General features: G+C 42.8%; 14 protein-coding genes. 10 read left to right on the forward strand and 4 right to left on the reverse strand.

The features are described from left to right. Positions 1-34: 34 nt before the first annotated feature. Complete coding sequence (locus Q0110_RS10955) at positions 35-865, forward strand: hypothetical protein (protein ID WP_297906187.1); 831 nt, start codon at positions 35-37, stop codon at positions 863-865. Between the two features lie 82 nt (positions 866-947). On the opposite strand, the gene Q0110_RS10960 is transcribed toward Q0110_RS10955, so the two are convergent. Both Q0110_RS10960 and Q0110_RS10965 read right to left on the reverse strand, forming a co-directional pair. After that, positions 948-2,135 carry an SAM-dependent methyltransferase gene (locus Q0110_RS10960; RefSeq protein ID WP_297906188.1) on the reverse strand — a complete coding sequence of 396 codons (1,188 nt, stop codon included), beginning with the start codon at positions 2,133-2,135 and terminating at the stop codon, positions 948-950. 6 nt (positions 2,136-2,141) lie between these two features. Beyond that, on the reverse strand, positions 2,142-4,427 hold the full coding sequence (locus tag Q0110_RS10965; RefSeq protein WP_297906189.1) for an ATP-binding protein: 2,286 nt from the start codon (positions 4,425-4,427) through the stop codon (positions 2,142-2,144). A gap of 203 nt (positions 4,428-4,630) precedes the next feature. Between Q0110_RS10965 and Q0110_RS10970 the strand changes: the two genes are divergently transcribed. The 9 genes from Q0110_RS10970 (at position 4,631) to Q0110_RS11010 (ending at position 13,728) form a co-directional block, all read left to right on the forward strand. Next, positions 4,631-5,824, forward strand: coding sequence for a saccharopine dehydrogenase family protein (locus Q0110_RS10970; RefSeq protein ID WP_297906190.1), 1,194 nt, complete (start codon positions 4,631-4,633; stop codon positions 5,822-5,824). A gap of 1 nt (position 5,825) precedes the next feature. After that, positions 5,826-6,284, forward strand: a complete 459-nt coding sequence (gene bcp / locus Q0110_RS10975) for a thioredoxin-dependent thiol peroxidase (protein WP_297906191.1) — start codon at positions 5,826-5,828, stop codon at positions 6,282-6,284. Positions 6,285-6,293: 9 nt separating this feature from the next. Further along, complete coding sequence (gene recA, locus Q0110_RS10980) at positions 6,294-7,346, forward strand: recombinase RecA (protein ID WP_297906192.1); 1,053 nt, start codon at positions 6,294-6,296, stop codon at positions 7,344-7,346. 77 nt (positions 7,347-7,423) lie between these two features. Then, complete coding sequence (locus Q0110_RS10985) at positions 7,424-8,371, forward strand: GNAT family N-acetyltransferase (protein WP_297906193.1); 948 nt, start codon at positions 7,424-7,426, stop codon at positions 8,369-8,371. Beyond that, positions 8,362-9,669, forward strand: a complete 1,308-nt coding sequence (locus Q0110_RS10990; RefSeq protein WP_297906194.1) for a polysaccharide deacetylase family protein — start codon at positions 8,362-8,364, stop codon at positions 9,667-9,669. Before Q0110_RS10985 ends, Q0110_RS10990 begins: the two co-directional genes overlap by 10 nt. A gap of 38 nt (positions 9,670-9,707) precedes the next feature. Beyond that, positions 9,708-10,343 carry a PIG-L family deacetylase gene (locus tag Q0110_RS10995; protein WP_297906195.1) on the forward strand — a complete coding sequence of 212 codons (636 nt, stop codon included), beginning with the start codon at positions 9,708-9,710 and terminating at the stop codon, positions 10,341-10,343. Between the two features lie 14 nt (positions 10,344-10,357). After that, entirely contained in the window at positions 10,358-11,593 is a 1,236-nt protein-coding gene (locus Q0110_RS11000) for a hypothetical protein (RefSeq protein ID WP_297906196.1), read from the forward strand. A gap of 4 nt (positions 11,594-11,597) precedes the next feature. Then, positions 11,598-12,737, forward strand: coding sequence for a glycosyltransferase (locus Q0110_RS11005; RefSeq protein WP_297906197.1), 1,140 nt, complete (start codon positions 11,598-11,600; stop codon positions 12,735-12,737). After that, entirely contained in the window at positions 12,715-13,728 is a 1,014-nt protein-coding gene (locus tag Q0110_RS11010) for an SAM-dependent methyltransferase (RefSeq protein WP_297906198.1), read from the forward strand. The genes Q0110_RS11005 and Q0110_RS11010 overlap by 23 nt, the downstream gene beginning before the upstream one ends. Here Q0110_RS11010 and Q0110_RS11015 read toward each other — a convergent pair. Continuing rightward, positions 13,672-14,082 carry a 2-amino-4-hydroxy-6-hydroxymethyldihydropteridine diphosphokinase gene (locus Q0110_RS11015; RefSeq protein WP_297906199.1) on the reverse strand — a complete coding sequence of 137 codons (411 nt, stop codon included), beginning with the start codon at positions 14,080-14,082 and terminating at the stop codon, positions 13,672-13,674. The two genes, Q0110_RS11010 and Q0110_RS11015, sit on opposite strands and share 57 nt — an antisense overlap. A 17-nt stretch (positions 14,083-14,099) precedes the next feature. Beyond that, positions 14,100-14,585 carry a hypothetical protein gene (locus tag Q0110_RS11020; RefSeq protein WP_297906200.1) on the reverse strand — a complete coding sequence of 162 codons (486 nt, stop codon included), beginning with the start codon at positions 14,583-14,585 and terminating at the stop codon, positions 14,100-14,102. Between the last annotated feature and the right edge of the window lies 1 nt (position 14,586).

Consider the following 14,586-nt stretch of genomic DNA (forward strand, 5'->3'; position numbering starts at 1 on the left):
TGACAAAATATATAATCTAAAAATAAAGAATAACATGAAAAAAAGTTTTGTTAGCCTGCTAACTATAGCAGCGATTACATTTGGAATGGTATCTTGCAACAGCAGTAAAAAGCAAGAGGCCGCTGAGCAAAAAGTAGAGGAAGAAGCAGCTATCGCAGGAGAAGTATCTAAAGGTCTGCTTACAGCCGAATTGAAAGACGAGGTTACTCGTTTCTTGAAAGATATGCCGGACTCTGAGTTGCCTTATAAGGTATCTACCGGAGAGGTTACGGTCTCTGTCGCCAACACTGATTTTATGTTGCCGGTTAGTAAAGTTGCCGAATTGAACACACAAGCCCAGAAAGCACGTGCTTGCGGTATCTACTTCGCAGACTTGAATGTATTGAAAGCGATGAAAAAGCCGACTACAGACATCGAGAACGTATTGGTTAAGTTAACTACCGACCTGGATATTCCTTTCGCTATCGACATCATGAAAGAATCCGCACCCGCTAACGCCAGTAAAGAGGAATTGGGTAAATTCATGAAGGACCAAGAAAATAAATTGATCGATGCCATGATGGAAAATGACAAGGCCGACATCGAGCTTGAGTTGTTAGGAGGTATGGCCGTAGAGTACGCGATCGTATACGCAAACCCGGGGTTGGTTGTTAAAGGCGACGCTATTTCCGCAGGTTTGAGTGAGAATATGGAGAAACGTATCGGCATCATCCAACAGATCACAGCCGACTTAGCTAAATATTATCCTGACTTAGAGCAATTAGGAACCACAATCGCTCCGTTAAGCGGAATGGTTACCACAATAAATGCGGCTCGCGAGTCAAAAGCTAAGATCGAGGAAATGCGTGCTAATCTATTGAAGTAATAATACAAACCTCATAAAAAAAGTGTATGGTGACAACATCATACACTTTTTTTATAACCTTTCGAGCGCTATCGCAGATATTCTATATCTTATGAGTTTTAATAAAGATCTTATCTCCGTCTTTCAAAGTGGTAGCGAACAGATAGATATTTCCTCCATCCGCTATTTTAGTCCGCTTACGTAACTCATCCACAGAAAGGGGGAAATTTCGGGCTGTTATATTCGCTTGAGGGATCAGCCTCGACAAGTTTTTGCACTGCTTATTCGTAAAAGAAATTACCTCGTCTACCGCAAATGAACGTCCGGGAAAACCCGTGACAACCTCATCCGATGTGTACAAATGACTGCTGACATGTAATTTACTCAACCCAAAACGAGTGGCTACCGCCTTAAACGCCCCCGCTTTTAGGATGGAGGCGTTCGGTTCGTATAAATAACGCTTGACTTCTCCTTGGATGGAGGCGACTGTTTCTCTCTCTTCCTCCAAAGAGAACGCAAACAGTTCAGGTTCTTCCTCCGAGGTGAAATTCACGCAACAGATACGAGGATTCGTACCCGTCGATTCTCGTTCCAACACAAACAAAAGTTCCTTACACTCGTTTTTCACCGAAAGCACCTGTATGGCTGTCACACCCGGAAGTAAATCCAGTGTCATATGAATATCTGCCATCGGAGATAGCTTAGCGATTACCTTTGGGGCATGGTTAAACAAGACAGGAACGAGTCTTGTTAAGTCCGGCTCGCAATCTCGCAACGCAAAAACCCGTTTATTCCCCTCTCCCCTACGAGCCGGATCAATATAAAACACATCGATTCCATCGATCTTATCCAGCAACTCCGTAGAATCACCATTCAATACCGTTATATTACTTGCCCCCAAGACCTTAAAATTATGAATAGCCGCCTCGCAATAAGCCGGAAAACGTTCGATATAAGTAACCTGCCGTACTTTCCGGGAGAAGAAATAGCTGTCGATCCCCAATCCTCCGGTCAAATCACATACATGTGCCTGCGGCTCCACCAGCCTCTGTTTATACAAGGCTGTTTGTTCCGAGGAACATTGCTCTGCCGCTATCTTCGCAGGAAAAACCAGTTGATCGTTTTGATACCATGAAGGTAATTTGTCCTTGATCTGCCGCCGGGCTTTTAATTGATCCACCACGAAAGGAATATCAATCCCGGGGTAACGAGAGGCAGAAAGCAACAGACGATTCAAATCATCCGAAGCATGTTCCTTGATAAATCGTGAAAGTTCCTCTATTTGTTCCATACTCTGTCAACCTATTCGTTCTTTAGGCAAAGTTAGCGTGAAACGACTGCCTTTACCATATTCCGACTTCAATTGTATCTCACCGCCAAAACGTTGCGCTATCACTTGGCAAATCGCCAACCCGAGTCCGGTACCCTGGGCAAACTCATCCAATTTACAGAAACGATCGAATACTTGCTTCTGTTTTTCCTTGGGGATACCAATACCGGTGTCTTCCACATAAATATGAAGGCAGTCGCCTTTCGTACAGAAATAGTATCCAATTTCTATATAGCCCGAAACCGTGAACTTGATCGCGTTATTGATAAAATTAGATAATACTTGTTTCAGACGATAAGGATCTACCGCCACAACTACCGGGATCTCGGGAACACGCATACGCAGTTCCACTCCCTCGGGCATCATCAACTGGAAAGTACAATAGATTTCATTGATCAAAACACTCAAATCATGGCGGTCGAACACGAAACTCATCTTTCCGGATTCCATCCGGGAAAGGTCTAGAATATCATTGATCAATTTCAACAGCAAGTCGGAGTTTGTATTAATCAACTTCACGAATTGCTCACGTTCCTCCGGTTCCAAGACCTCTTCCGAGTTCATTAAATTCGAGAATCCGACGATAGCGTTCAGCGGCGTACGGATCTCATGGCTCATATTCGCCAAGAAAGCCGATTTCATCCGGTCTGACTCCTCGGCTTTTTCCTTTGCCAAGATCAAGACCTCTTCCGTATCCTTGATATCCTGGATGTTCAAACATAAGCCATTGATTACGTACCCATCGTTCTCATCCTCCAAAGTTCCGTAACGAAATTCCCACCATTGGTAACCCTTCCCGTTAAAATCGCAACGATATTGAAGGATATGATGAGAGATCGTACCTGTACGAATGAAATCGATCAAGGATCGCAACCGTTGCCTGTCATCCGGATGGACCATCTCATACAACTCATCCAAAGGAATCTCCCGGGGAGAAATATCCACGTAACTGAAGAACTCGTTATCAAACAGGAAAGTACCCGATTGCAATTTCCAAGCAAATATATTACCCCCTTCCAACGCTAAAGAAAGATGCTCCTTCTCTTGCTTTAAATTAACGAGCACCTCTTTCCTCCTCCTCGCTTCCCGCCAATATAAATAAAACAAATAACCGATCAACGCCAAAAGCAAGATCACGCCCAAGGAAGACGCGATAATAACCTCTATCTTATACCGCTCGGAAATAGGCATATTAATAATATGAACATTATCCGGGACCTCTTCCTTCGAAATACCTAAACGTTGCATTTCCACCCAATCATACAAATATTCCTTAGGGCTTTCTACGATCGGGATGGAAGAGACAGGCGTACCAGCGAGTATCCTCGCCGCCATCCTGGCCTGCTCTGCCGCCTGTATGCGATTCGAGCAAAAATAGCCTCCCAACACTTCCACGTTTATATTAAATATCTCCCGTACCGCCGTAAACGAAGGGGTCACGAACATCTTAGACAAACCAGCGGATGTATAATCATAACGGATATTGAAAAAGACGCAATAAGGATAAGTACCGTTAATGTTACTCAATAAAAACTCTCCGTTGGCTTTACGGAAAGGCATGAAATGGATTATACTTTTCGGAGGACGTACCGCCTTCATTCTCATCTCGGTTCTAAACATTATGGAATCTACCTCAAAGTCCGAATCATTCAACTGAAAGACCAGTTGATTATAATTCAGCACATATCGACTCGTATCGACCGCTTTTATCAACTCCCGAAAAGTCAACTGGCCCAAAGAGGTCTTATCATAATTAATATATATGCGGGACTTTCCCATTTGCTGATCAATCAGACGAAGGTTTTCCTTATAATCAATCTTGTCCCAACTACCTGTCACATTCGGAAACTCCTTTAATAAATCCCAGTTAGGGAAATTGACGCCCGAGAAAACAACCGGAACCGTCTTTACAAAAGGATGATTACATTTCATCAACGTATATGTCGCTTGATCATCATTTACCAATATGATATCGGGCTTCCAATAACGGATCGTATCGATAAAATTATACATCCGTTCCTCTTCCTCATCTGCCATATAGCATTCACAATCCAGATAAAACGTACGGATATCCGCATTCACCCGATTTTTCCTCAGTTCTTTCCGGATGTCGGAGTTCAATTCCGGATAGCTCTTATCGTCCCACCGAAAAGATTGGATTACCAGCACACGGCTCCGTTCCACCTCCGGCTTGCACCCGAACGTCAATAAAAGCAAAATAAAAACACTCCCGAGATAATTCCAGAACCTCATGTCCAAACGTTAAACAGTAAATATGACAAAAGTACGACTATTTTTAGTATTCACATTCATTAGCTGTATCTTTCTTATCCCCTCTTCCGTTCTAAAATGAATAAATGAATCTTTTATAGGGATTGTCAAGGAAAAACCGTATATTTGTCCGTTGGTTGAAAACCTTGTAAACTGTATATTAACAAGATTAATTCTATTAGTAAATGGGAAGAGTATTAGTTATTGGTGCAGGGGGCGTAAGTACCGTCGCTGTTAAAAAAATAGCGATGAACGCAGAAGTCTTCACGGATATCATGGTAGCTAGCCGTACGAAAAGCAAATGCGACAAGATCGCCGCTGATATCAAGAACGTGAAAGTGCAAACCGCGCAAGTAGACGCAGACAACGTACAAGAGCTCGTTGCCTTGTTTAACGCCTTCAAACCGGATTTGGTGGTAAATCTAGCCTTGCCTTATCAAGACTTGCATATCATGGATGCTTGTCTGGAATATGGGGTCAGCTATTTAGATACGGCCAACTACGAACCGCTTGATGAAGCCAAATATCAATACAGTTGGCAATGGGCGTATAAAGACCGTTTTGAGAAAGCCGGTCTTACCGCCATCCTAGGATGCGGTTTCGATCCGGGAGTTACCGGCGTATACACCGCTTATGCCGCGAAGCACCATTTCGACGAGATTCAATATTTGGATATCGTAGACTGCAACGCAGGAGATCATCATAAGGCCTTCGCTACCAATTTCAATCCGGAAATCAATATTCGCGAGATTACTCAACGAGGCAAATACTTCGAGGATGGGGAGTGGAAGGAGACCGATCCGTTAAGCGTACACAAAGCATTGAACTATCCGAACGTAGGACCGAGAGAATCATATTTGATGTATCACGAGGAATTGGAGAGCTTGACCAAAAACTTCCCGACCCTTAAACGGGCTCGTTTCTGGATGACTTTCGGACAAGAATACCTGACTCACCTACGCGTCATCCAAAATATCGGTATGGCCCGTATTGACCCGATCCTTTACAACGGACAGGAGATCGTACCGATCCAATTCTTAAAGGCTGTATTGCCGAACCCGGGTGATCTGGGAGAGAATTATACCGGCGAGACTTCCATCGGTTGCCGTATCCGCGGTATCAAGGACGGTAAGGAGTTGACTTATTACGTATACAACAACTGTAGCCACCATGCCGCTTATCTGGAGACAGGCGCACAAGGCGTTAGCTATACAACCGGTGTACCCGCAATGATCGGCGCCAAATTATTTATGAAAGGCACCTGGAAGAAACCGGGTGTATGGAATGTAGAGGAATTCGATCCGGACCCATTCATGAAAGAGCTAAATGAGCAAGGTTTGCCTTGGCATGAATTATTTAATATTGATTTAGAACTGTAATATGGCAATACAAATAGGTGATAAGGTTCCCGAGCTTTTGGGAACCGACCAAGACGGCAAAGAGGTAAAGATAAGTGACTACAAAGGGAAAAAAGTAGCGCTCTATTTCTATCCGAAAGATAATACGAGCGGTTGCACGGCAGAAGCATGTAGCTTGCGCGACGGATATCAAGCCTTACAAGCGAAAGGCTTCGAGATCATCGGAGTAAGCAAAGATAGCGCAAAATCGCATCAAGGCTTTATACAAAAGCAAAACTTACCTTTCCGTTTAATAGCGGACACAGACACGACCTTACAACAACAATTCGGTGTGTGGGCTGAGAAAAAAATGTACGGACGTTCATACATGGGGACTCTCCGGACTACCTTTATCATTAACGAGGAAGGTATTGTTACCAATATCATCGGGCCGAAAGAGGTAAAGACAAAAGACCATGCAAATCAAATCCTTAATTTATAAAGGACATATATGGCAAAAGAAGAAAATTTGTTCGAAGAAAAAGCGAAAGAAGAAGGAGGCAAACCTGCCGCTAACATGGATAAGCTAAAGGCTTTACGTGCGGCTATGGATAAAATCGAGAAGAACTACGGAAAAGGCTCGATCATGAAACTAGGCGATGAGAGTATTGAGGATATCGAGGTGATACCGACAGGCTCAATCGCATTGAACGCAGCGTTAGGTGTAGGCGGTTATCCGAAAGGGCGTATTGTCGAGATCTACGGCCCGGAATCTTCCGGTAAGACAACGATAGCGATCCATGCGATCGCCGAGGCTCAGAAGAAAGGGGGTATCGCAGCGTTTATCGACGCTGAGCATGCTTTCGACCGTTTCTATGCCGAGAAGCTAGGGGTTGATGTAGAAAACCTATGGATCTCACAGCCGGATAACGGTGAGCAAGCATTGGAAATAGCCGAGCAATTGATCCGTTCATCCGCGGTAGATATCATCGTTATCGACTCCGTAGCCGCTTTGACTCCCAAAGCAGAGATTGAGGGTGATATGGGAGACAGCAAGATGGGATTGCAAGCACGTCTGATGTCGCAAGCCCTTCGTAAACTGACGGCTGCGATCAATAAGACAAATACTACCTGCATCTTCATCAACCAATTGCGCGATAAGATCGGTGTAATGTTTGGAAACCCGGAAACGACGACAGGTGGTAACGCATTGAAATTCTACGCTTCTGTCCGCTTGGATATCCGTAGTATCGGAAAGCTGAAAGATGGCGATGAGATCAAGGGTAACCAAGTGCGCGTAAAAGTCATAAAGAACAAGGTAGCTCCTCCATTCCGCAAGGCTGAGTTCGATATTATGTTCGGTCAAGGTATCTCTCGTTCCGGCGAGATCATAGATTTGGGATCTGAACTGAATATCATCAAAAAGAGCGGTTCGTGGTACAGCTACAACGATACCAAATTAGGACAGGGGCGCGACGCAGCCAAACAGTGTGTCGAGGACAATCCTGAACTGGCAGACGAATTATCCGAATTAATATTCGAGGCCTTAAAAGCCAACAAGTAATTTTTTAATTGACAGTTGACAGTTAAAGAGAACATCAACAACCACTGTCAACTGTCAACTGTCAATTGTCTACTATAATGAAGGGCAAATATCGTTTACTTTGCGATACAGAGAAAAATATACCGATCTTCTCACAGGACTGGTGGCTGGATACAGTTTGCGGAGAAAATAAATGGGATGTCTTGCTTATAGAACAAAAGGGAAAGATACAGGCAGCCCTTCCCCTTTACATCCCTCATCCCAATATCGTCTCAATGCCCTCTTACACCCAAACGATGGGTCCTTGGTTCGCAGCAAGTTCCTCCGACACGAAATATACGACCGAGCTAGGGAGACGCCAAGAGTTATGTAAGCAATTCACGGAAACACTAAAGCGCTACCCGCATTTCTTACAGAATTTCAATTATGACATTACGGATTGGCTTCCGTTTTATTGGGCGGGATATAACCAAACAACACGTTATACTTATTTATTAAAAAATATCCGGAACCATCGAACGATATGGGAAAATATGAGTCCCAATATCCGGCGAAATATAACGAAAGCTCAAAATAAGTACCATATATCCGTAAAGAAAGGGATTCCCTTGGATGACTTCCTGGCTGTACAGGCTCAAACGTTCGACCGTCAACACTTACGAATCAAAGAAGACACAAATGTACTGAGAAACTTAATAGTGACCTGCCGGCAAAGAGGACAAGGAGATTTATGGGGAGGTTACGATGAACAAGGCCATTTACACGCCGCCGCCTTCATTGTATGGCAAGACCGATCGGCCTATTATCTTGCGGGAGGAGGAAATCCGGCTTACAGGAACTCCGGAGCACAAAGTTTCGTCTTATGGGAATGTATTCATTTCGTTTCCCAATTTACGACCTTATTTGACTTCGAAGGGTCAATGCTACCCGGAGTAGAACGTTTCTTCCGGGAGTTCGGGGCCATTCAAACCCCATTCTTTACAATATCTAGGGGAAAATTGAGTTTATTAGACAGAGCACGCATTAAACTTAGTAAATGGATATGAGAAATCGCACTTTACACTATATAATACGTTTTCTTATAGGAGATGATGTACCTGGCGAACTGGTGGAGACGATCGGATACACTGCCGACCCGAATAAATTCGACCGGTATAATGTGGTCATCATCCCATCCGGTTTCTTTGGCGGGAAGATGTACGGAACTCCCGCTTCTCTACCGGAACTTCCCTTGCAAGAGGTTCAAGGTATTCCTTTATTGTTTGGTTCTCCGAAAGAGGAATGGGTAGGAGATACATGGGTAGTCCATGCCGATATTATCGCCAGCACTTATTTTCTCATTTCCAGATACGAGGAGATGGTACGACGCAGTATCCGGGATGAGCATGGAAGATTTCCCGGCAAAGAGTCCTTACCTTATCGAGCCGGTTTTCTGCACCGCCCGATCGTAGACGAATATCGTATGTTACTCCATCGTTGGCTACGTCAATCCCGGCTACGTGTACCCGAGGTAAAAAAACAAATCCGGAAAATCTATCTCACGCATGATGTAGATTCTCCGACTCTATATCGTTCATGGAAAGGTTTGATACGGTCTATCAGAGATAGAAGAGGTTTATACAAATCCTTTCAAGGCAAATTCGGATCTCTTGAAAAAGATCCGTTTTATACCTTCCCTTGGCTCTTTCACCAGAATCGTACTCTCCAGGATATGATCGGTAAGGAACAATGCCATCCCATTTTGTTTATCCGGAACGGGGGAAAATCTAAATACGACAAGCCTCATTATGATCTGAGAAACAAAGATATACGTAAGTTGATAAAAAGTGCGCTAGAGCATAATGTGACCATTGGTTTACATAGTAGCTATCAAGCGGGTACAACCCCAAACCTTATCCGGAAAGAAAAAAACGGGCTGGAAAATCATATCGGTAAAAACATTCGTTTCAACCGTCATCATTTCTTGGCGATACGGGAACCGGAAGACATGGATCAACTAGAAGCCGCCGGAGTCACAGACGATTTCACCATGGGGTATGCCGATGTATCCGGATTCCGGTTAGGGACTTGTTATCCGGTTCGTTGGATCAACCCCGTCACCCGCCGCCTATCTCCTCTCCGACTACATCCGCTTATCATAATGGATTGTACCCTAGAGGAGAAGAAATATATGGGGTTGGATTTTGACAGAGCTTTAACCTATTGTCGTAATTTGGTGGAACAAGTAAATAATGTAGGAGGTGAATTGGTCTTATTATGGCATAATGACTCCATACAAGAAGAGTCCGGAAGTTATTTACGTAAATTATACACCCAGCTATTAAAGGAATTAGCGAAGCAGTGAAAACAATAAAATCCCTGTATTCAAATAAAGAAGAAAGAATGATTACTAATTGCAAAAATATATTAGTCCTCGCCCCTCATACAGATGACGGGGAACTTGGATTGGGGGGAACCGTCTCACGCCTGATAGAAGATGGGAAGAAAGTGACTTATGTGGCTTTCTCCACCGCACAGCAATCGGTTCCCGAAGGTTTTCCGAAAGATATATTGAAGACAGAAGTCAAACAAGCGACCCAAACCTTAGGTATAGTACCGGAAAACCTAATCATATACAATTATGAAGTAAGAAAACTAGGGTACGCAAGACAAGAGATCTTGGAGGAGTTAATACGCCTGAAAAAAGCGTCCGATTTCGATCTAGTCTTCATCCCTAGCTTGCACGACATCCACCAAGATCATACGACTATTGCCCAAGAAGGTCTACGAGCATTCAAAAACACGAATATATTAGGCTATGAGCTAATATGGAATAACCTGACATTCAACACGCAGTGTTTTGTAAAGTTGGAAAAGCGCCATATAGACACAAAGATAGAATCATTGAAAGCCTATAAATCACAGGGAGCAAGAGATTATCTATCCGAGGATTTTATCTATTCATTAGCCAGAGCCCGGGGTGTCCAAGCGGGATGTACCTACGCAGAAGCGTTTGAAGTTATTCGTCTATTCTTATAACATTGATTGAATCCATGAATAAACTCCTTATCATATGTGATATGTTCCCACCCGCTTTCGCCCCCAGAATGGGGTATCTATGTAAATATTTGACACGCATGGGCTGGGAAGTCACCGTAGTGACAGAACATATAGAAGACGATACATTCGAATTTCTTACGGGGTATGCGGACGTATCTTATGTCCGTTACTACAAGGCCTCAGGAAAAATCTCTAAGCACATCGAATGGATGTGGGTCATGTTTCTAGACATCTTGTTTGGATATAAAGACATGAAAATAATCAACACATGTATTCCCTTGTTAAAGGCCAACCAATACAAGGGAATATTGTGCAGCACATACCGCACCTTTCCTTTAACCTCAGCAAAAACGTTAGCGCTTCGTTTCAACCTGCCCTTCATCGTGGATTTACGCGATATTATCGAGCAATATGCCTCCAACGAATATATATCGCATAAATTCCATACGTTTCCATGGTTAGACGCATTCATCACAAAGCGATTTCGCAAACGGCTACTTAAAAAACGGAATAGCGCATTGGAAGTAGCGAATTGCGTCACGACCATATCTCCTTGGCATGTAGAAGTTCTCAAACAATATAATCCCAACGTAAAACTGATTTACAACGGATTCGATCCAGAGTTGTTCTATCCGCAACAAATCAAGACCTCCCGGTTTATCATCACCTATACGGGACGGTTGTTAAGTTTAGCGATCCGGAACCCGGAATTATTATTCGCAGCAATCGACCGTCTTACGAAGGACAAGGTCATTATCCCGGATACTTTCCGGGTCGTATGGTATACTGATCAAGAATCTCGCTCCATCATTCGCCAAGAGGCCGAACGATACAAGGTACAACCTTTCATGGATTACCATGATTATGTACCGGCATCCGATATCCCTCTCATATTAAACAAAAGCTCGGTGTTGCTTTCTTTGACGAATAAGTTTGACACATCTGGCCCCAAGGGATTCATGACAACCAAGTTTTTTGAATCCCTCGCAGTAGAAAAGCCTATCTTATGCGTACGAAGCGACGAGGCTTATCTCGCTGAAGCTATCAAGGAGACTCATTCCGGATTGGCCGCTACTCACGTAGACGAAGTTTACGATTTCTTGAAACATTACTATGAGGAATGGCAGGAAAAAGGATATACAACTTCTTCCGTCAATCGGAGTAAACTATCGAAATATTCCCGGAAAGAGCAAGCGAACCAATTTGTACGTATATTTGAGGAATTATAAGCAGATGGATAAATACCTCAACATAGTATCGTTTAATATACCTTATCCCGCCAATTATGGAGGAGTTATTGATGTGTATTATAAACTGAAGGCTTTACATGCCTGTGGCGTGAGACTCATATTACATTGTTTTGAATATGAGCGTCCGCACGCACCGGAATTAGAAAATATCTGCGACAAGGTTTTCTATTATAAACGCCATACCGGGATAGTATCCAATCTAACATGGCTTCCTTACAATGTATATAGCCGGAAAGATCATCGCTTGATTGAGAATCTTTTACAGAATGATCATCCGATCTTGTTCGAAGGACTTCATTCCTGTTATTACATGGACGATCTTCGCTTAAAGAACCGGAAAAAGATATTCCGAGAATGTAATATCGAGCATGATTATTACCGCCATTTGGCAAAATCGGGCAAAGGATTGGTTCGTAATACCTTTTTCAGGATCGAGGCTATGCGTTTCCAGTCTTACCAGAAAGTAGCACGATACGCAGATCAGATAATCGCAGTATCGACAACAGACGCAGACTACTTACGAAAACAATTTCCCAATCAAAAGATTGAGTTCATCCCTTGTTTTCACGAGAATGACCGGATTACGGCTAAGCCGGGAAAATCCGACTATATTCTATATCATGGCAAACTATCCGTTATTGAAAATGAACGGGGCGTATTATTTCTCATCAAGCATGTTTTCAGCCAATTAAAACATACCTGTATAATAGCAGGCATGAATCCGACCCGTTTAATACTAAAAGCTGCCGCTTCCTACCCGCATATCAAAGTAGAGGCAAATCCTAGCAAGGAACGTATGGACGAATTGATCCATAACGCACAAATCCACATGTTGATCACATTTCAGGATACCGGCTTAAAATTGAAGCTTTTAAACAGTCTATTCGCAGGTAGGCATACGATAGTCAATCACCTCATGCTGGCAGGTAGCGGATTAGACTCATTATGCCATATCGCCGATACGCCGGATGAGATGATACAAGCTTGCGAGCAATTAATGGCCCTACCCGTAGATAAAAAGGAGATAGATAAACGAAAACAATTATTGTTCCCCGCTTTTTCTAATAAAGAGCAGGGTAAACGTTTATACGAGATGATATATGATGAAAGAGAACAGAAGTGACTTATTACATACATTAACCGAACGCCTGAAGGCGATCGACTATAATAAATTACCGATCAGTGATTATAACAAACGCTATATCGGCAATCTAAAACCGGCATTAAGTTACTTCATGCGAATATACGCAGACTGCCTACAAAAAGGGCTCCAAAGGACACGGATCCCTATCTCCGATATCACGTTAATCGATTATGGAGGAGGAACCGGATTCCTTAGTATTCTGGCGAAAACCATAGGGATAGGACAAGTTATTTATATCGATCTTAATCCTTCTTCCGTGGAAACGATCCGATTGCTGAAACAAAAAATAGGGGTAGGTCCCGATATCATACTCCAAGGAAATTCGGATGTCCTCGCAAGCTGGTGTACAGAAAACAAAGTCTGCCCCCAGCTTTTAATCGCGACGGATCTGATAGAACATGTCTATGATTTATCCTTGTTCTTCAAGGATTTAATCCATATAAACGATTCCATGTATTTACTATTCACGACAGCCTCTACCCCATTCAACCCATACATTCAGCAACGGTTACACAAGATGATGATCGGATGTGAAAGCGGATCTTTGGAATCTCCCAATTATTATACGTTACGAAAACAATTCATAACGAAACTTTACCCGGATCTCTCCCAAGAAAAGATCGAGACATGGGCCCGGCAAACCAGGGGCTTGATCTATACCGATATTCAAAAGGCAATTGAGGAAAAGATTATGCCAACCCCGGAAGACCCTTATAATACCTGCGATCCGGCTACGGGTAACTGGACAGAACGAATCCTCCCCATAGAAACCTATGAAGACTTATTGGCACCTTACCAATTCAAGCTAAAAGTAGAGAAAGGATTTTATAATACTGATCGGAACAACCCGGTCTTTTCCTTGATATGCAAAGGTATCAACGCATTGATCCGGAACAGCGGCTCTCTTGGTTTTTTATTGGCTCCATTCATCATTCTCTCCTGCGGAAAGGAGCGAACAGATACCGTCTAGAACATATTTACGGGTCAAGTCCTCTGTTTTCAAGACTTGGTCGTTCCACTGCAATAAGTCGATATCAATCGGTACACGCCCATGGAATTTATCCTCCGGCTTACGCCCGATACGACATTCTATATCTTTCAAGACATTTTTTACTTGCCACAGACTCTCTTCGCTATAAAGAACCGCCACGCAGTTCAAAAATGTAATCGGCAATGGACAATCGACCGGTTCCGTATAAACCGGATGGGAAAACCGTATAAAAACAAAATGAGCACGCAGCATTTCTACCGCACGCTCCATATTTTTTTCTTTATCCCAATTAGAGCCTAGGCACAATATAATCCGGTTTTGCTTATTTTCCATTTCCGGCCAACGACAACCTAGTCATTTTTGTGATTATTCAAGAATGTATTGATAAAACCTATCAAATTTACGAAAGAAGCAGAAAACTGCCCGGTATCGCTATCACGGATAGAAATAAATTTCTCTTTTCCTTCTGTGGTAAATGAAACCTGATACATAATATCCCCTAAATCTCGATCTGTCTTCTCATCAAAACCATAAGAATCTTTCATCTTAAAGAAATTACATTTTTGCAGAATAGGTTTCAAGGTAGCGAACTCTTCGTCTGTCAATGTTCCTTCCTTAATTTTAGGATCTCGCTTATTAGCGAGGTTATCCATATAATAATTATATTCCTCGATACGAAACGTCTTATCGCTATCAAACAAGACCATCAATTTGTAGTTGTCTACACTTTCCATACTATAACTAAAAGAGAAATCTTTCAATTCTTTTTTACAGCCTGTAAAACAAACAGACAAGACAACCCATAAGGAGGCGAACAAAATAATTCGTAGTTTCATT

Source organism: uncultured Parabacteroides sp., from assembly GCF_947855115.1.
GTDB lineage: Bacteria > Bacteroidota > Bacteroidia > Bacteroidales > Tannerellaceae > Parabacteroides.